This window comes from Pseudarthrobacter sp. Pseusp20 (assembly GCF_059492155.1).
Window position 1 is genome coordinate 190,907 of record NZ_CP168521.1, and the last position, 21,171, is coordinate 212,077.

Here is a 21,171-nt window from a genome sequence, read left to right on the forward strand (position 1 = left end):
GGACAGCTCAGCGGCTGTGCGCCACCCTCTGTTCGTCCCACACCGGCTCCGCCGACTCGTACACCTTCCCGTCGGAGCCGAATACCAGGAACCGGTCGAAGGTCCGGGCAAACCAGCGGTCGTGGGTGACCGCCAGGACAGTTCCCTCGAAGTGGTCAATGGCCCGCTCCAGCGCTTCAGCGGAGTGCAGGTCCAGGTTGTCCGTGGGCTCGTCCAGCAGCAGCAGGGTGGCACCACTGAGCTGAAGCAGGAGGATCTGGAACCGCGCCTGCTGGCCGCCGGAGAGTGACTCATACTTCTGTTCCGACTGTCCCGCCAGGCCGTAGCCGTCCAGGGCACCCGCGGCGGCCTCCCGGCCCAGCCCGGAACGGTGTTCATCGCCGCGGTGCAGGATTTCCAGCAGGGTCTTTCCCAGCAGGTCGGGACGGACATGGGTCTGGGCAAAGAATCCCGGCCGGATCCTGGCACCGAGCTTGACGGTGCCTTCGTGCGGTACCTCGGCGATGTCAACATCGGACACGGGCAGGTGTTCGCGTTCGGGGTCAGTGCCGCCAGTGGCCAGCAGCCGCAGGAAGTGCGACTTGCCGGAACCATTGGAGCCCAGCACGCCCACGCGGTCGCCGAACCACACTTCCGTGGAAAAGGGCTTCATGAGCCCGGTGAGTTCCAGCTTCTCCGCCACGATGGCGCGCTTGGCGGTCCGTCCGCCTTTGAGCCTCATTTGCACGTTCTGCTCGATGGGCAGCGCCTCGGGCGGCCCCACTTCAAGGAACTTTGCCAGCCGGGTCTGGGCGGCATGGTAGCGGTTGGCCATGTCGGAGCGGAACGCGGCCTTGTTCTTGTACATGTTGACGAGTTCCTTGAGCTTGATGTGCTCCTCGTCCCAGCGCTTGCGCAATTCCTCGAACCGGGCGTTCCGGTCCGCCCGGGCCTCCACGTACGATTCGAACCCGCCGCCGTGGATCCACGCGGCGGCCCCGTTGACACCCGGCTCAAGGGTGACAATGCGCCCGGCGGCGTTGTTCAGCAGCTCGCGGTCGTGGCTGATGAATAAGACGGTTTTCCTGGAGTCATTGAGCTTCTCCTCGAGCCAGCGCTTGCCCGGCACGTCAAGGTAGTTGTCCGGCTCGTCCAAAAGGAGGAGATCGTCCGGGCCGGCGAACAGTGCTTCCAGCACCAGGCGCTTCTGCTCGCCTCCGGAAAGGGTCGACGCCGGGCGGTGCTGTGCGCGGTCAAAGGGCAGCCCCAGCGCGGCCATGCAGACCTCGTCCCAGACGGTCTCGACGTCGTAGCCGCCGGCGTCCCCCCAGTCCACGATGGCCTGGGCGTACCGCATCTGGGTGGGCTCGTCGTCGTCCTCCATCATGGCCAGCTCGGCGTCATCCACCTCGCGGGCAGCGGCTGCCAGGGCCGGGGGAGCGGCGGACACCAGGAGGTCCCGGACGGTGGAGCCGTCCCGCACCTGCCCCACGAACTGGCGCATGATGCCCATGTTTCCGGACCGCCCAATGACGCCCTCGTCCGGGACCAGGTCTCCGGCGATGATCCGGAACAGCGTGGTCTTCCCCGTGCCGTTGGGCCCGATGAGGGCGGTCTTGGTGCCGTCAGGGACCTTGAAGGTCACTCCGTTCAGGAGCTGGGTGCCGTCGGAGAGGAAGTAGTCGATGCCGGAAACGTCAATATGGGCCACACCGTCAATCCTCCCACGCCGGTCCCTTGCCTGGCGGGGTCCCCTAGCCGGCGGCGGTGAGGAACTGCTTCAGCAGCGGGCCGGAGGTGGTGGCGCCCAGGCCGCCGTCCTCCACGAAGACGGCTACGGCCAGGTCCCCGTGGACGGCCACGATCCAGGCGTGCGTCTTTGGCGGAGTCTCGGTGCCGAATTCGGCGGTTCCGGTCTTCGCCCCTACCGGTGCCCCGGGGACGCTGGACAGGAACCCTGCGTGGCCGGACGTGACGACGGCGCGCATCATGTCTGCCAGCGACGCCGCCTCCGCAGCCGTGATCGGCTTGTCCGAGGCGGTGGAGGGTGCCTCGGCAGCGGCGGTTGCGGACCGGTCGGCCGCGGGGGCAGTGGAACCTGCCGTTGTTCCGGCAGCGGGCGCACCGGCGTCGGGGTTGAGGACCAGCTGCGCGGCGACGGGGGCGCCCTTGGCCACGGAGCCGGCCATGATTGCTGCGGCCAACGGGGAGAGCAATACCTTGCCCTGGCCAATCATGGACGCTGCGTGTTCGGTGCCCTGCGCCTGCCCTGGAACGGAGCCCAGGAAGGCTTCGGCGCCAAGTTTCGGCGCCTCCACCGCCACTCCCATGGACGTGGCAGCGGCTTCAAGCTGGCCCTGCGACACAGAGTCACGCTGGGAGATGAAGGCAGTGTTGCAGGAGTGGGCAAAGGCGTCCCGCAGGGTCACCGCGCCCAAAGAGGTCTCGGGGTAGCCTTCCGAGTTTTTGAAGGTCCGCCCGTCCACCGTGAGCGTGGGGGTGCACTGGATGGTGGAGTCGGGCGTCATCCCGTTCCGGAACATGGCCAGGGAATCCACCATCTTGAAGATCGATCCCGGGGCGTACTGTCCCAGCATTGCCGTGTTGTAGCCGTTGCTGCCCGGCCCGGAAGCCGCTGCCAGCACGGCTCCGGTGGAGGGTCGGAGGGCCACGATGGCTGACGCCGGCCCCACCGGCTCCAGGATGCCCTCAGCCAGCGTCTGCAGCCGCGGATCGAGGGTGGTCTTCAGCGGCGTCCCGGGCTTGGGCTCCACCTGGAAGAGGACGCGGCGGGGGTCGGTGCCGGCGGATTGGATCTGTTCGCGCGTGAGGTCGGCCCGTTGCGCGCGGATGACAACGGCGTCCGATCCGCGGAGCTGTTCGTCATACTGCTGCTGGAGCCCTCCGATGCCCGTGACGTCCCCGGGGGCCAGGGCGCCATCGGACGCCTCGATTTGTTCCGCCGTCGCTTCCCCTACCGACCCGAGCACGGCCCGGGCAAACGTCCTGCTCGGGGCCAGGGGGATGGATGCCGGGATGCCGCGGGCGCCGGGAATGGCCTGGATCTGTGCATCGGTGATGGTACGGCCCTCTTCGCGGAGGGTGATGGCGGAAACAAAGGCCTGGGCACCTGCTGCCTTGACCTGCTGCACGTAGGCGGCAGGGTCCACTCCCACCAGGGCAGCCAGTTTGCCGGCGGAATCGGCGGGGTCTGCGCTGCCCAACTGGGGCTTGTCGATGCCCACATTCACCACGGGGCGGTAGGTCACCAGCGGGACGTCTCCGGCGCCCAGGATGTCTGCGCGCTGGGGGGTCTGGGATCCTTTGGTCACGATTTCGCTGTCCCCGAGGCCCGGTGCCAGGATGGCCGGATCCCAGACGGTGAGCCATTTATCGCCGGACTTCCTGAAGTTCGCTGCGATGGTGTACTTCCATTCCGCGTCGCCGAACTTCCAGGTGTAGTTCAGGGGTGCGGAGGCCTTGTCCCCGTCCAGCGTGAGTCCGCCTGCCTGGACCTCGGGCTTTTGCGGGTCCAGGGCCGCGAAGACCTGGTGCAGCTGGTCGTTCGCTGCGGCGGCGTCCTTGCCGTCGAAAGCCACGGACCCTACATCAAGCGCCGAGACTGCGCCGGCCAGCTGCCGTGCCGCGGCTTCGGCGCCGGACTTTCCGTCATCGCAGGCCACCAGCGAGGTTCCGATAATGAGCGCAGTTATGGCAAGCGAAAGTTTTGTTGTTTTCCCCATCGCGCCATTATCCCCCGGGCCGGCTGACATCAGCGCCACGCGTGTTCAGTCCCGGGTCATGGAGCGTTATGAGAGCCCCAGGTCCGGCACCGGCAGTTTGAAGACGTCCTTCAGGGCGGACGTTGCGGCATGCAGCCCGGGCATGCCCGTCACCCCGGGACCCGGCGGTGTCGACGACGAACACAGGTAGACGCCCAGCAGCGGCGTCCGCCACGGGATGGGGGACACCACCGGCTTCTGGACCAGACCCCGGACGTCCATAATGCCGGCGCTGAAATCGCCCCCAATGTAGTTCCGGTTGTATTCGGCCAACTCCGCTGCGGTGATGACGTGTGATTCCACCACAAGATCGCGGAATCCCGGGGCGAACCGTTCCAGCTGCGCGGCAACCTGGCTGGTCATGTCCTTCGTCGAGCCGGAGGGAACATGGCAGTACGTCCACAGTGTGTGCCGGCCTGCAGGGGCGCGGCCTGCGTCGAAGCGGGACGGCTGGGCCACGAGCACATATGGCCGTTCAGGATGGCGTCCGGCACTGACTTCGTTTTCCGAGCGTGCCAGCTCGGCCCGCGTGCCGCCCACGTGCACGGTGCCGGCGTCGGAAAGTCCGCTGGCCTGCCACGGCACCGGCCCGGACAGGATGAAGTCCACCTTGCACGAGCCATTGCCGTAACGGAAGCGTTCCAGGGCCCGCCGGTAATGTCCGGGAAGTGATTCCCCTGCCATGTCCAGCAACCCTCGGGGTGCCACGTCCAGCAGCGTGGCGCGGGTGGCAGGAAGCTGTTCCAACCGGTCAATCGGGGTTCCGGTGTGGATGACTCCTCCGTGGGCGCGGATGTCGTCCGCGAGGGCTGCCGCGATGGATGCGGAACCGCCGCGGGGGATGGGCCATCCCACGGCGTGTCCCAGGGCACCAAGCATCAGCCCGGCTCCGGAGGCGGCGAGGGAGGGCAGGTGGGAGATGGCATGGGCGGCCACACCGCTGAGGAGGGCCGGCGCCAGTTCCTCCCGGAACCGAAGGTTCCACAGCCCGGTCCCTTGTTCCAGGGTCCGCAGGCCGTAGACGCCGGCCACCAGGGGGTTCCGGGGGATCCGGAGGAGTTGGTTTTGGGTGAAGTCCATGACGTCGTCAATGTGGCGGACCAGTGGCTCCATGAGCCGGCGGTACGCGGGTCCGTCCCGGCCCAGTCCTTCAACGGTCCTGTCCATCGATTGATAGGCCAGGGCTGCCCGGCCACCTTCCAGCGGGGAACCGAAGGACACGTCCGGGGTGATGAGGTCCACCCTTCGGGGCAACTCGAAAGCGCGGAAGAAAGGGGACGCCACAGCCATTGGGTGCACGGCGGAGCAGACATCATGGAAGTGCCCGGGCTGCATCAACTCCGTGGTCCGGGTTCCGCCGCCAATCGTCGCTGCGGCCTCGAAGACCTCCACTGACAGGCCGGCCCGCGCCATCACCGCGGCCGCGGAGAGTCCGTTGGGGCCGGACCCTACTACTGCCACATCAGGCACGGGACCCCGCCTTCGCCGCGCGGAATGAAGCCGGCAGCTTGAGCCGGATCCGGTCCGGCGCGTTGGAGAAGGGGCCGCCGTGGGGGTCGTCCAGGTGGTGGCGGCGGATGGGATCATAGGCGGGATCGTAAATATCCCAGACGACGCGTGCCATGAGATAGGCCACCGCGGCCATATGCGCGGCCACCGCCAGGACGTAGTAGGGCATGTCCAGGTTGTGCTGGGAGGAACCTGCGCTGGTCACCTGTCCAAGGTACATCCATATCGCAGCCCAATGCAGGGCTTCGATGCCCTGCCAGACCAGGAAGTCGCGCCACCGCGGCCGGGCCAGGGCCAGCAGCGGAATGAGCCACACCACGTATTGGGGCGAATACACCTTGCTGCTAAGGATGAAGGCCGCCACGATCAGGAAGGCGAGCTGCGCCATGCGGGGACGGCGGGGGGCCGTCAACGCAACAGCGGCAATGCCTGCACAGGCCACGGCAAAGAACCCGGTGGAAAACATGCTGACGGCACCGGCGCCAAGCCCGGACCAGCCCAGCCTGTCCGCCACCAGGTTGTAGGCAAACCAGGCTGAGCTGTACCCGGCGCCCCGCTCAGCGCTGTACTGGAAGAAGAAGGCCCACCCGGAAGGGTTGGCAGCCGCGAACGGCAGGTTCACTGCCAGCCAGGTGGCGGCCGCGCTGCCGCCGGCCACCAGCAGCGGGCGCCATCTTCCCGTGCGTACTGCAAGCAGCAGGATGGCGCCCAGCACCAGCAGCGGATACAGCTTGGTGGCCGTGGCGAGGCCAATCATGACCCCGGCGGGCACAAGCCGTTGCCGGGCAAAGAAGTACATCCCCAGGGCAAGCAGGCATGCGGCCCAAAGGTCCCAGTTGATGGTTCCGGCCAGCACGATCCCCGGGGCCACCGCCACCATGGCCGCATCCCACGGACGGCGGCCGGGCATGCGTGCTGTCACCAGCACGGTGGCCATGGCCACCGCCGCCAGCAGCACCGCGTTGATGTCAAAGTAGGCCAGGGCGCGGGCACCGGCCTCTCCGCCGGGTACCAGCCAGGCCGTCACACCCGCGATCAGCCCAAGGAGCACCGGGTATTCGAACTGGCTGCCGCTGCCCAGGATGGGAAAGATTCCCGCGGCCATGCCGCGGTTGCGGAACAATTCGGGGAAATCCGAGTAACACGTGGCATAGAACTGCGTGGGCGTCTCCCAGCCGTTGGCCCTGCAATAGCCCTTCAGCAGGACCCCCACCAGGGCTGCCAGGGCCGTGAGGACAATGAGCACCCGTTCCACCGAGTAGATACCGGGGGAGACCACGCCGGGATCTGTCCTGGATCCCAGCGGGCCGCCGATCACCTCGGTGAAATTCCGCAGCAGGGCATCGCTGCGGCTGGGCACTACGATTCGGGGCCGTCGTCCGCTGTCCGGCGACTGGGTCTCGTGCATGGCTTCGAGCTTACAGCCGGCCCCCTGCCGGGGGTTTGGGGGCCGGCCCGTCAGCGCAGGCCACCTATTTGCTGGTGCATGAGCACGAAAACGTCGTTCCGGTGCTGCTCCAGCAGGGCGCTGTTAAAGGAACTGCGGCGCTGCAGGGGCCGGGACAGGAGTCCCATGATTTTTTGCATCAAGGTAGCCACCTCCTTTCTTCGGTTATAAGGCACAAAAGTGCATGGCGAATTAGCACCCCTTTTCAGTGCGCAAAAGCGCGGAAATTTGGGCGCAAGGAATTCACCGAGGGAATTAGTGGAATTGCGCAGGAGCGCAGTGGCAGCGCGGACTACCGGGAGCCGGGAGTGAACCGCAATGCCGGTGGGAGAGCTGTGGCAAATGCGGGACTATGCGGCTGCGAAGGGGAGGCCTGGGCAGCAGCAGTTCCCGGAAGTCAGCGGAGAAGCACGGTGGTCCGACCTGGACGGCCCGTCCTGGACATGGAGTCCCGCATGGGCCTTGACGGTACTGGCACCGTGGCCCGCGGCCAGGTGGCTGGCGCCTAGCGGCGTCGCAGCAGGCCCGGGAGGTCCGCCGGCCGGCGGTAACCCGAGTTGACCGAAGCCACGCGCACAGGATCAGCAAAGGCCGGGAATGCATTGATGGAGGCATTCCATTCGCCAGTCAAAGTCATCATTATCCCAACCTCCTTTTCTACTGTCCGCTGCGTGGATTGCAATGCGGTCTTTGACCCCGGCAGATTGCCGTGGGGTCAGGAATAAAGGTACCCCAGGAATTCGCGGAAGACCAGCAATTTCCGGAGAAAAGAAGAAAACTTTTAAATAGGGGTATTTAGAGGCCCCAGCGGACAATGGCGGGGGTCTTCTTATCCCATCCAAGCGTGCAGACCTTCGCCGTGCCCAGGATGAAATGCCGGCCTTCCGTGGGCGGCAATTCCAGCCAGCGCGCGGTGAGGATCCGGGAGAAGTGCCCGTGCGCCACGATCAGCACATTGTCCATCCCGGATTCCAGGATCCGGCCGATGATCTTGTCCGCCCTGGCGGCAACCTCGTCGAGTGTCTCCCCGTTGGGCACGCCGTGGGTCCAGATCAGGTAGTCGGGGTTGTCCTTGCGGATCAGGTCCGAACTGATGCCCTCGTAGTCGCCATAGTTCCATTCGACCGCGAGCGGTTCATGCCGGGCATCGGGGAAGCCGGCGAGTTCGGCTGTCCGCCGTGCCCGCCGCAGCGGGGACGTGAGCACCAGGTCGAAGTCGACGCCGTCCAGCACCTTGCGGGCCTCCACGGCCTGCTGCTCGCCTTCCACCGTGAGGGGGAGGTCGGTGAGGCCGGTGTACTGCCCGCTCTTTGACCATTCGGTTTCGCCGTGGCGGAGGATCCAGAGCTGGGGGCGCGGGGCAAAGGCGGGGTTGGTCACTTGGACTCCTCAACGGGTGAAGGTTCGACGGCGGCGGAAGAGACTCCAGGGCCGGGTCCGGCAGGTGCTGATTCAGGCTGTTCGGCCCACCACCGGAGCAGGCGCGCCTCAGCTTCCGCGGTGGGCAGTGGTCCGTGTTCCATCCGTTCATTCAGGAGGAACTTGTAGGCGCGGCCCACCACAGGCCCCGGTTTGAGTCCCAGCACGGCCATGATCCTGGCCCCGTCCAGGTCCGGGCGAACTGCGTCCAGGGACTCCTGTTCCCGGAGTGCGGCGATGCGGGCTTCGAGGTCGTCGTAGGCGAAGGCCAGGCGCTCGGCCTTGCGCTGGTTCCGGGTGGTGACGTCGGAGCGGGTCAGGCGGTGCAGGCGCTCCAGCAGCGGACCAGCATCGGTCACGTACCGGCGGACGGCCGAGTCGCTCCAGCCGGCGTCGCCGTAGCCGTAGAAGCGCATGTGGAGCTCCACCAGGCGTGCCACGGCCTTGATGGTGTCATTGTCGAACCGCAGCGCCTTCATCCTCTTGGAGGTGAGCTTGGCACCCACCATGTCGTGGTGCCGGAAGCTCACCGCGCCGCCCGGTTCGAAGCGGCGCGTAGCCGGCTTCCCGACGTCGTGCATCAATGCAGCGAAGCGCAGCACGAAGTCCGGTCCGGGCACCGGACCCTCCGCGTCGGTTTCGAGCTCGGCTGCCTGCTCCAGGACCTGGAGCGAGTGCTGGTAGACGTCCTTATGCCGGTGGTGCTCGTCGGATTCGAGGCGGAGGGCGGAAACCTCGGGCAGTACATGCTCGGCCAGCCCGGTTTCCACCAGGAGGTCGATGCCCGTCCGTGGCCGGGCACCGCAAATCAGCTTGACCAGTTCATCCCGCACGCGCTCGGCGGAGATGATTTTGATCCGGTCCGCCATGCCTGTCATTGCGTCCCGCACGTCATCGTGGACCGAGACGCCCAGCTGCGCGGCGAACCTGGCGGCCCGCATCATCCGCAGGGGGTCGTCGGAGAAGGAAGCTTCCGGCGCGCCGGGGGTGGCCAGCACGGAGGCGTGGAGGTCGCGGACGCCGCCGAAGGGGTCCACCAGCTCCATGGAGGGCAGCTTCAACGCCATGGCGTTAATGGTGAAGTCGCGGCGCAGCAGGTCATCAGTCAGCGAGGAACCGAACGCCACCACGGGCTTGCGCGAATCGGGATCGTACGCCTCGGCCCGGTACGTGGTGATCTCAATCTGGAAGCCGGCCTTGCGCATGCCAATGGTGCCGAAGGCGCGCCCGATTTCCCAGAAGTTGTCCGCCCACTTTTTGATCAGGGCCACGGTCTGGTCCGGCGTGGCGTCGGTGGTGAAGTCAAGGTCGGGGGAGGTCCGCCCAAGGAACAGGTCACGCACCGGACCACCCACCAGGGACAGCTCGTGGCCGGCGTCCACGAAGCGCCGGCCGAGCTCCAGGACCACCGGGTCCACCTTGAAGTCGACAGTGTGGGAATCAATCTTGTGATGTGCGTGCGACATAGTTCCTTAAGCTTGGCAGAAACCAGCGCCGCGGCAGTCCAAAAAGCGTCACGATCCGGGCCAATTGACCTTCGCCGCCGGAAAGTGCGTCATATCCTGTCCATGTTGGTGTCATGTTCCGGTCATCACGGAAGGGCAACAGTCGTTAGAGTGGACTCCATGGCCCATCCAGTACCGAGCGCTCCAGGCAGGAGGACGAACGCACCATTGCCGTCGGCAATCGGGGCGCACGTTGCCCCTGCCCAGCAATCGGCACCGGCGTCGCTGCCTACGGTCGAGGAAGTCTCGGCCGGCGGTGTCGTGGTGGATACGTCCGACGCCGAATTGAGGGTGGCGATCATCGCCCGCCTTAACAGGGGTGGCCGCCTCGAGTGGTGCCTGCCCAAGGGCCATCCGGAGGGCAAGGAAAACAACGAAGAGGCCGCGGTCCGTGAGATTGCCGAGGAAACCGGCATCGAGGGCACCATCCTGGCGCCGCTTGGCAGCATCGACTACTGGTTCACCGTCAGCGGCCACCGGGTCCACAAGACCGTGCACCACTACCTCCTGCGGGCCACCGGCGGCGAACTCACCATCGAGAACGATCCCGACCAGGAAGCCGTGGACGTGGCGTGGGTCCCCATCCAGGAACTTGCCCGGAAGCTGTCATTCCCCAACGAACGCCGCATCGCCGACCTCGCCCGTGACGTCCTGCCAGGACACCTCTAAGCCCGGACGCCGCCGTCGCCATTGCGGTGTTAAGTGCCGGTGGGTGAGACGATGAAGTCGATGTCAGCTACCAACTTTCCTTCCGACCGGTCCGGCCGGCCCGATGACGTGGCACCCGACGGCGTGCCCCCGGAGCCGGCCGCTCCGGACCTGGCCCAGCCCGTGGCCGCTGGCCCCAGCGAAACCCGTTCCAGCGCCATCATGGCCGCCGGAACGCTGGTTTCGCGTTTCCTGGGCTTCGGCAAGACCTGGATGCTCGGTACCGCCTTGGGCCTGGGCTCAACGGTCAATGACACGTTCATCAACGCCAACAACCTGCCCAACCTGATCTTCCTCCTGGTGGCCGGCGGCGTGTTCAACGCGGTCCTGGTCCCGCAGATCATCAAGGCCAGCAAGGCTCCGGACAGGGGAGCGGACTACATCAGCCGGCTGCTGACGCTGGCTGTCCTGCTCCTGTTCGGCCTGACGGCCCTGGTCACCCTGGCAGCTCCCGGCGTGATCGAACTGACCACCCAGGGCTATTCACCCCAGCAAAAGGCCCTGGCGGTCACCTTCGCGTTCTGGTGCCTGCCGCAGATCTTCTTCTACGGCCTTTACGCCCTGCTCACCCAGGTCCTGAACGCCAACGGCGCCTTTGGTCCTGCCATGTGGGCGCCCATCATGAACAACCTGGTGGCCATCGCCGGCCTGGGCATGTTCATCTGGATTTTCGGCAGCAACGAGGTCAACCCGCACAACCTGGACAACTGGGGATCAACGCAAACGCTCCTGGTGGCAGGATTCTCCACCATCGGCGTGCTGTCCCAGACAGCCATCCTGCTGGTCCCGGTCTTCCGGCTGAAGCTCGGCCTCCGGCCACGGTTTGGCTGGCGCGGCGTGGGGCTGGGCCACGCAGCCAGGCTGAGCGTATGGACGCTCCTGACGGCCGCCGTCGGGCAGCTCGCCTTCCTGTACGTCATGCGCATCGCCACCATTCCCGGCGCCGAACGCATCCGCCTGCAGCAGGCGGGGGACCCGTCGGCATACACCCTGCCCGGCAACGCGGTCCTTGAAGTGGCCAGCCAGCTGTACCTGCTGCCGCACTCGATCATTGCCCTGTCGCTGGCCACCGTGCTCTTCAACCGGATGACGCGGGCATCGCAGGACGGCAACCGGGCTGAACTGCGCGATGCCCTCTCCCACGGCCTGCGGACCATGGCCGTGGCCACTGTGTTCGGGGCGCTGGCACTGTTTGCCCTGGCCGGTCCGCTGGGCATGTTCTTCTCCGGCGGACTGCGGCAGGACGGCGTCATGCTGGCCCAGACGCTCACCATCCTGGCCCTCAGCACTCCGTTCATGAGTGCCAACTTCATGATGTCCCGCGTGTTCTACGCCAACGAGGACGCCCGCACGCCGTTCTATGTCCAGCTGCTGCTCGCCGTGGTGTACGTGGCGGGGGCGTTTGCCATCCAGTTCCTGCCGGTGGGCCAGATCATCTACGCCATTGCCGTCCTCTACATGGTGGGCAACATCCTCTCGGTGGTCATCAGCGCGTTCTTCCTGCGGCGCATGCTGGGCCACCTCGACGGCCCACGGATCGCCAACTCCTACATCCGCATGGGGTACGCGGCCCTCGGTTCGGCAATCGCCGGTGCGGGCGCCCTGTGGCTCATGGGCAGCTACAATCCGGACGGTTTCGCATGGCAGAACCGGATCACTGCCCTGGTCACCGTCATTGTGGTGGGACCCGTCATGCTGGTGGTGTACTTCGTCCTTCTCAAGCTGTTCCGGGTCTCAGAGCTCACCGACATGCTCCGGCCCCTGCTGGGCAGGTTTGGCCGCGGCAGCCAGGCCCCTGCTCCGGATGCCGGGGACGCGCCGTCGTCCCCTCCCGCTGAAGCTGTGGACGGGGAGCGCGGTCACCGCCCGGAGCGGGCCACCACGTCCGTTGATACCGGCCTTATCCCCCGTATCTCCGGTGAATTCGACGCCGTCTCCTTCCGTGCCGGCCCGGACCCGCAGCGTGGGACGCACCGTCCGCAGATGTACGACGGCGGCACGGCCCAGGGTGCCGAGGACGCCTACCTGCCGGGGGAGGACCAGCCCGGCACCGCCCGCGGCGGCCTGCTCAGGGAACAGATCCCGCTTCCCGGCCGCCGCACCTACCAGGGGAAGCCCGGCGAGAACCCGTATTTCAAGACCAGGCGCAAGCGGAAAAAGTAAATTCCGTCCGGTCTGGCGCACGTCTTCTCCGCAGCCGTTTGGGGCGGATCGGCTAGGATCGAACAGGTACAGGGGTAGTTGCATTACGGGTTTGCCGTGCGCGGCACCCGAACGGCGGTTGCGTCATCAGACCGGCAATCCCGGACAGTCTAGGAGGAACACGTGTCCAACCCGATCGACGTCGGATCAGTACTGGGCGGCCGCTACAAGGTCACCGCCACAGTGTTGGCCTCGCACGACCACGATCTGGTGCTGGACGGTGTGGACCAGGTCCTCAACCGCCCGGTCAGCATCCTGGTTGCCGGCCCGGAGAACACCGAACAGGTTGCGCAGAGCGCCCGCGAAGTCGCCACCGGCGAACGTCCCGGCACCGTTCAGGTCCTGGACCTTGGCGTCACCGAGGACGCCACCTACCTCATCACCAACCACACATCCGCCGCCGACCTGCTGGACTTGGTGGTTGCGCCCAATCCGCCGTACGTGGAGCCATTCTTCACGGACACGCTGGGCAGTGAAATCTTCGGCCAGCCGCGGTCGCACGAGCCGGAGCCGTACGACGAGGAAGACCACGTCGACGCCGGATACATCAACTACGCCGATTCGCACCCCAGCCAGGTTGATCCATACCGTTCAGCGCCGGCCGTACCGCCCAGGCCGTCCGTTCGTCCCGCTGCCCAGCAGCCCGCCGCACCAGTGCGCGCTGCCGGGGCCGCTCCGGGCGCTGGTGCGGCCGCAGCGGCTGCTGCTGCAGCGGCCGGTGGGGCTGCAGGTGCTGCTTCGAACAAGGGAAACGGGTCCTCCCGGACGGATCCGGATGCCACTGCAGCGCAGCCGGTGGCAACCAATGCCCAGTCCCCGTCCGGACGCGCCAGCGCTGCGGAGGCGGACACAGGACCCAACGATACCGCTGCCGCAAGCACCCTACGGCAGCAGGTCCAGCCAACCGCTGAGGACCGGACGCCCAAGGTTTCCCTGTGGTCCGACGACGACTATGCGCAGTCAGGGGATCAGGACCACTACGAGGAGACCCACGAATCCCCGCAGGAATCGCATCCAGTCAAGGGGAAGGCAGCCCTCTTTGCACGTGCGGCTGCGCCCGCTGCCGCCGGCGTCGCCTTCGCGGACCGTGCCGAGGATGACGACGACGATCGTGATGAGTCCGAAAACCAGCCCCGATCCATGCGCTGGCTGGTGGGCGGGCTCCTGGCCGTTGTGCTGATCGCCGGCCTGATCTTCGCCGTGACCAACCTGGGCAGCCTCTTTACGCCGGGGCCTCAGGCCAAGCCGACAGCTGGCCCCGCAACCACCAACTCCCAGGCATCAGCGCCTGCCACTCAGGCAGCACCGTCGGCGCCGCCCGCCGTTCCGCCGGCCATCGAGAGCGTCAGCCGGCAGGGGAACTTCGACTTCGCCGCCACCTTCGATGGCGATCTGGTCAAGGCCTACGACGGCAATGCCGCCAGCTACTGGTCCGATATGGAATTCGCCACGGAAAACTGGGGTGGCCTGGCCCCGCAGGGCGTCCCCCTCGTTGTGAAGCTGAAGAGCGCTGCCACTGTCTCCTCCATCACGCTCTCCCAGCTCGGGGGATCGGGGGGCAACATCACGGTCTACACCAATGACCGGCCCACCATGGACGGAGCCAAGGCAGTAGGAACCAACAGCTTCACGTCCACAGACCTGAACATGCCCCTTCCGGAACCGGTGCAGGCACAGTACGTGATTGTCTCCATCAATTCCCTTCCCAAGCTGGCGGCTCCCAAGACCCGCTACGGCTACGGTCTCCGGCTGGCTGAAATCAAGGTCCAGTAGGCGTCTTTCCGCCTGCGGGTGTTACCGGCGCTGTTACTGCCGCCCACCGGCACCCGCAGCGGGAATGTAGTCTGGAAAGAGCGCCCTGCGACGGCTGGTCCTCTGACTTCCCCGATGGTTCACCTTGCCCGGGCGCTGGAATATTCAGCACGCGGACACAGTTGTGCCATGTGGCCGGCCTCCACGGGGAGGCGAGTCGAACAAGGAAGAGGTTCACGGTCCAGTGACCATCGAAGAGAAGACGGCGTCCGGCGTTCGCGACGTCATCATTGTGGGCTCCGGCCCGGCGGGCTACACGGCCGCCGTCTACACAGCCAGGGCGAACCTCAAGCCTCTGCTGCTGGCGGGTTCAGTGACCGCCGGCGGTGAGTTGATGAACACCACCGACGTTGAAAACTATCCCGGCTTTCCGGAAGGGATTATGGGGCCGGACCTCATGGAGAACTTCGAGAAGCAGGCGGCACGCTTTGGTACCGAGATCCAGTTCGAGGATGTAACCACGCTCGAACTTGAGGGCGCCATCAAGACGGTGACCATCGCCACGGGGGAGACCTTCAAGGCGAAGGCGGTCATTCTCTCCACTGGTTCCGCATACAGGGAACTTGGCCTGCCTAACGAGAAGCGCCTGTCCGGGCACGGTGTCAGCTGGTGCGCAACCTGTGACGGTTTCTTTTTCAAGGATCAAGACATCGCCGTAATCGGCGGTGGCGATTCCGCCATGGAGGAGGCCCTGTTCCTCACCAAGTTTGCGAAATCAGTAACGGTTGTTCACCGCCGCGATTCGCTGAAAGCCTCAAAGATCATGGCGGACCGGGCACTGGCACACGACAAGATCAACTTTGTGTGGAACAGCACCGTGGACGATGTCCTGGGAACGGACAAAGTGACGGGTATTCGGTTGAAGAACCTGTTGGACGGATCTTTGTCAGACCTCGCAGTGACAGGTGTCTTCGTCGCTATCGGCAACGATCCCCGTACGGACCTCGTCAAGGATGTCCTCGCGCTGACGCCTGAGGGAACCATCGCCGTGGAGGGTCGAAGCTCCCGTACCAGCCTTCCCGGCGTCTTCGCCGCCGGAGACGTTGTTGACCCTACCTACCGCCAGGCCATCACTGCCTCCGGTTCCGGCTGTGTCGCGGCAATAGACGTCGAGCACTACCTGGCCGAACTGACGGCATAATCTGCCCCCACTGTTATCCGAAGAGAAAGATAAGGTTATGAGCAACGCTAAAGATGTAACTGACGCAAGTTTCGGCTCCGACGTTCTGTCCGCCGAAAAGCCGGTAATCGTGGACTTCTGGGCCGAATGGTGCGGGCCCTGCCGTAAGCTCGGACCTATCCTGGATGAGATTTCCGTGGAGTATGCTGAAAAGGTTGACGTCGTCAAGGTCAACGTAGACGACAACCCTGCCATCGCCGCTGAGTATGGAATCACTTCCATTCCTGCCGTTTACCTTTTCCAGGGTGGCGAAGTGAAGAGCACAGTTATCGGTGCCAAGCCAAAGCAGTTCTTCGAAAAGGAATTCGCAGACGTTCTCTCCTGAGCACCCCTCCCTGCGGTAGGCAGGAAGTGGGATCTGCACAAAGTTGGCCATCGCCCCGGGGCGGTGGCCAATTTTTTTGTCTGCGACCATTGAGATGGGACGGGTCAGACAGGGTTTCACGTGAAACATTTGTTTGGGAGGGCATGAAACGCCTACTCTGCACTATCAGGGCATTTTCGCTGGCGACGTACTTCGTGCGGGACTGTGAACCGACCATTCGGGCCGCACGACGGGTTACTGCCTCCAGCTACTGGTAGGTCGCGTTTCACGTGAAACATCCGTCTGGGTGGACTGGGTTCCGAACTTGAGCCCATGCTGCCCCGGGTAAATAGGACTAGGCGACCGTAACTAGCGTGGCAATGAATTTGTGCGTCCCCCCTTCTTGAGAGCGTGCGAGCCGTGTTCGCCTCGCTTGACCGCCCGAGAAATGGGGCGCCGGTGTGGAGCTTTAGCTGCCCCCAACGCGGTGAGCGGCGATGAATCACGCTTGCCGCGATCCGGTGGGTCATTTCTGGTTCCGACCTCCTATATTCCAGGCAGAGCACAACTATCGAACTATTCCCGAGGCCGCGAAGCTTGTTCGATCGGAGAATTCATTACGTGCAGCCGGAGACCCTGACGTGCGGGGAGGGTGAAGGTGCGGTCCTCCCAGCACTTCCAGGTCGCTTTGGAGCGTCACGAGGGGACGAAATTTCAACCCGGCCGGAGCCGGCGCAGTGTGGCTGGGAATTCGTCATCTTGAGGCAGGGTGAAGGAGAACGGTGATAGTTCACCGCTCCCAAACTATAGGCACAGCCGATCCTGGCCCGAACACAGAAAGTCGGGCATGATGTGAGGTGCAGTGGGCATGTACCGAATCTGACGTTTAGAGATGCTGGCCCAGCGAGGTCGCTGCATCTGTTGTTGCGCGTGTCCGGGCTACTGTCTGTGCACCCTGGTCCTGCAGTAGGCCGTAAAGGTCTCAGGTAGTCCAGAAGACTTGGAAATTCTATGGCAGGTCGTTAGCCATATCGTGGCGTCCAGGGCTCCGGCGGAGCGCAGAAGTGTTTCACGTGAAACATGACAGCACAGGAGAGTGCGCTGCGTTTCACGTGAAACATCTCAACGCTCGGCCCGCGACTCAGACCGGAGACGGGCAGTAAGGGTAGCCGCGCGCCAGTGAAGGAGTAACGGAAACCCTACAGCGCAACGTGGCATGAGTATCGGTACGTTGAACCCCTTGCTTCGTTTATCCAAGCGCTTATCCGACCTCGGTTACCGAGGTGCCGCAATCACTTACTGGACGGTCGCGCACTGATCGATGCGACCGTCCGCCCCCAGCTCGCGGTCGGCAAAGGCAACAAGGATCGCACTAAGGGCCAAGCGCGTCAATCTCACCTGGTTCGCGACGCATTCACACTGTGTGTGCGTTTCGACACCACGGCCTGGGGGGCTCCAGCGGCGGCACATACCAATGCAGCAGCAGCTAGACCGCCAGGCGGATGGGCCAGCGTGGACATGTGGATCGAAGCCTCCCGTTCAGCGCCCCACGAAACGATATCCACTGTGAATTGGAGCAGGGGCATGTCCCTGTCCCGGTCGGAAGCTCCACGCAGTCGCGCCTCCGGCCGAGCCGCCCTGCAACCCGTCACCTCCACCGTGCGCGCAGAGCTGTACACAGAGTTTTCCACATGCCAATCGCGTAAGTATCCACATACTTATCCACAGCCGCTGCAGCTTCGGCAAACCTGGTCCCCATCACATGGCAGACTTTACTGCCGGCAGATCAGGAATTGTCCGAGCGGATATCGGTGTGAAAATGCAGGCCGAACGGTTCCGAGATGGGGAGGTGCGTCCACGAAAGCCACCAATCAACCAGTCGGGTGCTATCTCTCAGCGTACGCGGGGGCTGCAGACGACATTGAGGATCGTTTCACGTGAAACGCATACCCACGCTCCGAGCCGGATGGCGCGCGCGGCGGGAACGGTCGTCTTGGACCCCCGACTGACGGTTTAGCACATGGAGTCTTACCCACACCTGCCGCCAGAGTTATCCACACCGTTATCCACAGGGATATCCACCGATGAAATTGGTCACACAAACCCGTGGCATCTCTGCTCCGCCGGCAACTGCGCCAAGGGAGCCATGGGACCTCCTGCCGGCCAACAGGACAGGGATATGTGCCACCCGCGATGGGGCTTTTGGTTAGTCACCTCTGGAAGCGCAAGAAGCCAGTACCGTGATGACCCTATCCAGCCCCTCTCCTGGTCCTCAAGAGCTTCGAAGCAGACCACCCTTTCGGCCGCGCCTCCCGGTACAGTGGCTGGTGCAAAGTAGCGCGCATACCAGTAGGACATTGCCGGTACGTGGCCACGACTGTGCCCCTTCCATTACGAGGTCACGCATCTGCAATCCGCGAGCCATCAACATCCAGATGAATCCCAGCCCCGCACTCAGTGATCGGCGCCCACCCACTCAGCGGCGGCCCCACGTTCCAGAGAACAGCACCACATATGGCTCAGCTGCGAAAAAAGGCGGACTCGTCACGAAGAGACAATCAGTGGCCAGGAGACAATTATGGCGCCCCCGATAAGACCGGAGGTCAAGCAGGCATCGAACAGAGGTGTGGGAGCGAGCACGCGAGGCGAAGGCCATAGAGTCCGCTCTACTCTGGTGGGGCCGGCATTACTGCTGGGCTGACGGATGACGCCTTCCAGTCGGGGCCTGGTGCCCATAGCAAGCGCGCATGTTTCACGTGAAACGCGGAGCGTAGCCTTCCCGCAAGGCTCCAGCATCATCAGTACCAAGAATCCACGTCCTAGCCGCTGCCTCAGCGGGCAGCCGAACCCCATGGCAGCTGGTTGTTTCACGTGAAACGCCAGGCTTGACTGACGCCCGCGAGCAGCCGCGTGACGGTATCCCCGCGCACGTGGAGGCGAAAGCATTTCTAGATACGGGGGAGCCTTGCATAGTGAACTTTCGCCTGCCCCATGGCTCCGGGGTATCACCAGGATTGAAGAAGTTCCATGGCTATAGTGCTATGACAGTCGGCCCAGGTCGTCCACGTCGAGGACGTCTACGAGATTCTCTGCGCACACTTGGTGTCGGGACCGGACGCGCTCCGATATGGCACTGGACATGTTCCCGCAGTTACCGAACCTGACGCCGATATGCCGCTGAAGCGGGAAAGGTCAAGAACCTGGGTCTTCCACGAATGGGGGCGTTCATCGAAGCGCCCGGATTCTCGGTTACCAGCCGCGTATGCCGATCATTTCAACTCGGGCGGAAACCCCATGCAGAGCAAAATGCTCCAGCAATGGCACTACATTCACCAAGATCTGGCAAGTCCTCCACGCGAGCGTCCAGCAGAAGGGTGGAGTGTGGCCGAGCGTGCAGTTATCGGACTTTGGCGGCAAGCCACAGATCACCGCAGCATCGCACTAAGCGTCTTTGCGGGGTGATTTGCGGAGCGATTGCACCGCAGAAGGCGGCGGGACTCACCCTTGTTTCACGTGAAACAAGAACGAGGGTAACCAGCCCATGAGTCCTTGACCCACCAGAGACCACACCACAACTGGCCGACGCATAAAGGTCAGGAACACCGTTTTGTGACGCCGGCACCGACGCCCGCGTCTAGCGTGGACCCAGTATGGCGGATCTGCAACTTACCGCTGCGCACGTACATAGATGGAGTTGGGGCTGCTGTCCGGCCTCCCAGCGGCACTAAATCGGCCCCGTGCACGCCACCAATCTGACAGAACAAGTGCAGCCGCACGATGTACGCCGGCAACCCCGCGGAAGCCAGCCAGGAACAACCAGGAATAGGCAGGGTTCGGGGACTAGCTGGGGGAGGGTTGAACGACACAAGGGCCTGAAAACAGCCTCATCAACCAACCATGGGAACCACGGGCAATGATCACCAAAACAAAAAGGCCCGATTCGCAACGAACCGGGCCTTCTAACTTTGAATCAGTTGGTTGAACCTGGAGCCAAGACATCCATGATCCTGTTCAGGTCTTCGACGCTGGCGAACTCGATACTGACCTTACCCTTCCTGACACCAAGGGAGATTTTGACGTTGGTATCAAGGCGGTCCGACAGCGAGGATGCCAGGTAGTCCAGGCGTTCGTGCCGTGCTCCGGGACGCGGGATATTGTTCTTGGCGGGCTTGGCCGGATCCTGGTAGAGCGTAACCGCTTCTTCAGTAGCACGGACAGACATTCCCTCTGCGACAATTTTCTGCGCAAGCCGTTCCATGGCTGCAGCATCGGGAAGGGAGAGAAGCGCCCTGGCATGGCCGGCGGACAGCACACCCGCCGCAACTCGCCGCTGAACCAGCGGGGGCAGCTTCAACAGGCGGAGCGTGTTGGATACCTGGGGCCGGGAGCGGCCGATGCGATCCGCCAGCTGCTCGTGGGTGGTGCCGAAGTCTTCGAGGAGCTGCTGGTAGGCCGCCGCTTCTTCGAGGGGGTTCAGCTGGCTGCGGTGCAGGTTTTCAAGCAGCGCATCCCGGAGCAGGTCATCGTCCGTTGTGTCACGGATAATGGCGGGGATGGTTTCCAGGCCCGCTGCCTGTACGGCGCGCCAGCGGCGCTCACCCATGACCAATTCATAGGGCTCGCTACCGGATTCGGTTGAGGTGCGGACCACAATTGGCTGGAGGACGCCGATTTCGCGCACCGAGTGCACCAGCTCAGCCATGTCATCCTCATCGAAGACATTTCGGGGCTGCTTGCGGTTCGGATGGATGTCGGACACCGGGATTTCCGCAAAGCGGGCACCGGGAACTTCCACCAGCTCAACACCGGATTCCTCCCGGAAGTCTGCACCGGCGGTCTCGGCCGGCACTGGACCGTCTTCGGCAGGGCTGTCCACAACCTCGGGGACTGCCGAGGTTTCAGCGGCGGGGGAGGATTCCGGGGACTCATTGGAGCTGGCCGCGGAAGTCTTCCCGGCAGCCGTCTTTTTCGCCGGAACTTCCGGACTTGAGGAAGCAGACTTCCTGCCGGCGCCGTCTTTGTCCGGCGCCGTCGTGGCAGCCGCTGCGTTGCCTGCCGCGGTGCGCTGGCCGGGAGCCGTGGCTTCCTTGTCCTGCGTTTTCGCGGGGGCTTCGGCTGCGGGTTCTTCTACCGACTCGGTTTTCTTCCGTCCTTCGGGAAAGAACAGATCCACAGGCCGGGATACCGTCCCACCGTTGCCCGACCCATTGGTTGCGGCGGAACTCGGAATCAGCGCGCCAAGACCGCGGCCTAGGCCCCGTCGCTTCTCGCTCATGGGTAAATCCCTCCAGTGGTAGAGCCCCGGACCAGCCTGGCTCCGTGCG

Annotated in this window: 14 protein-coding genes; 5 read left to right on the forward strand and 9 right to left on the reverse strand. The window is 64.4% G+C overall.

Annotated features, from left to right (window positions below; all coding sequences use genetic code 11):
* Positions 1-7: 7 nt before the first annotated feature.
* The 8 genes from ACEN9K_RS00945 to ACEN9K_RS00980 form a co-directional block, all read right to left on the reverse strand.
* The gene (locus tag ACEN9K_RS00945; protein WP_495635046.1) at positions 8-1,690 is read right to left on the reverse strand and encodes an ABC-F family ATP-binding cassette domain-containing protein; all 1,683 of its coding nucleotides are present in this window, start codon (positions 1,688-1,690) and stop codon (positions 8-10) included.
* A 43-nt stretch (positions 1,691-1,733) separates the two neighbouring features.
* A complete protein-coding gene (locus ACEN9K_RS00950; protein WP_018769857.1) occupies positions 1,734-3,722 on the reverse strand; it encodes a penicillin-binding transpeptidase domain-containing protein in 1,989 nt (662 codons plus the stop codon).
* A 66-nt stretch (positions 3,723-3,788) separates the two neighbouring features.
* Entirely contained in the window at positions 3,789-5,231 is a 1,443-nt protein-coding gene (locus ACEN9K_RS00955) for a phytoene desaturase family protein (RefSeq protein WP_018769858.1), read from the reverse strand.
* Complete coding sequence (locus ACEN9K_RS00960; RefSeq protein ID WP_056392345.1) at positions 5,224-6,678, reverse strand: glycosyltransferase family 87 protein; 1,455 nt, start codon at positions 6,676-6,678, stop codon at positions 5,224-5,226. The genes ACEN9K_RS00955 and ACEN9K_RS00960 overlap by 8 nt, the downstream gene beginning before the upstream one ends.
* Positions 6,679-6,728: 50 nt before the next feature.
* Positions 6,729-6,860: a hypothetical protein gene (locus ACEN9K_RS00965; RefSeq protein ID WP_261377430.1), complete on the reverse strand. Its 132-nt coding sequence runs from the start codon at positions 6,858-6,860 to the stop codon at positions 6,729-6,731.
* 362 nt (positions 6,861-7,222) lie between these two features.
* Positions 7,223-7,357 (reverse strand): hypothetical protein, encoded by a 135-nt coding sequence (locus ACEN9K_RS00970; protein WP_018769862.1) that lies wholly within the window; start codon positions 7,355-7,357, stop codon positions 7,223-7,225.
* 155 nt (positions 7,358-7,512) lie between these two features.
* The gene (locus ACEN9K_RS00975; protein WP_018769863.1) at positions 7,513-8,097 is read right to left on the reverse strand and encodes a histidine phosphatase family protein; all 585 of its coding nucleotides are present in this window, start codon (positions 8,095-8,097) and stop codon (positions 7,513-7,515) included.
* Complete coding sequence (locus ACEN9K_RS00980; RefSeq protein ID WP_056392343.1) at positions 8,094-9,602, reverse strand: CCA tRNA nucleotidyltransferase; 1,509 nt, start codon at positions 9,600-9,602, stop codon at positions 8,094-8,096. The genes ACEN9K_RS00975 and ACEN9K_RS00980 overlap by 4 nt, the downstream gene beginning before the upstream one ends.
* A gap of 207 nt (positions 9,603-9,809) precedes the next feature.
* Here ACEN9K_RS00980 and ACEN9K_RS00985 point away from each other — a divergent pair, with 207 nt between their 5' ends.
* From ACEN9K_RS00985 to trxA, 5 genes are all read left to right on the forward strand, one after another.
* Entirely contained in the window at positions 9,810-10,310 is a 501-nt protein-coding gene (locus tag ACEN9K_RS00985; RefSeq protein WP_495635047.1) for an NUDIX hydrolase, read from the forward strand.
* A 60-nt stretch (positions 10,311-10,370) separates the two neighbouring features.
* Positions 10,371-12,512 (forward strand): murein biosynthesis integral membrane protein MurJ, encoded by a 2,142-nt coding sequence (gene murJ / locus ACEN9K_RS00990; protein ID WP_495635048.1) that lies wholly within the window; start codon positions 10,371-10,373, stop codon positions 12,510-12,512.
* 162 nt (positions 12,513-12,674) lie between these two features.
* A complete protein-coding gene (locus ACEN9K_RS00995) occupies positions 12,675-14,324 on the forward strand; it encodes a discoidin domain-containing protein (RefSeq protein ID WP_144601137.1) in 1,650 nt (549 codons plus the stop codon).
* 223 nt (positions 14,325-14,547) lie between these two features.
* Positions 14,548-15,504: a thioredoxin-disulfide reductase gene (gene trxB, locus ACEN9K_RS01000; RefSeq protein ID WP_134164853.1), complete on the forward strand. Its 957-nt coding sequence runs from the start codon at positions 14,548-14,550 to the stop codon at positions 15,502-15,504.
* A 37-nt stretch (positions 15,505-15,541) separates the two neighbouring features.
* A complete protein-coding gene (trxA, locus tag ACEN9K_RS01005) occupies positions 15,542-15,868 on the forward strand; it encodes a thioredoxin (RefSeq protein ID WP_495635049.1) in 327 nt (108 codons plus the stop codon).
* Between the two features lie 3,949 nt (positions 15,869-19,817).
* On the opposite strand, the gene ACEN9K_RS01010 is transcribed toward trxA, so the two are convergent.
* A complete protein-coding gene (locus tag ACEN9K_RS01010; RefSeq protein WP_478222628.1) occupies positions 19,818-21,122 on the reverse strand; it encodes a ParB/RepB/Spo0J family partition protein in 1,305 nt (434 codons plus the stop codon).
* Positions 21,123-21,171 lie beyond the last annotated feature (49 nt).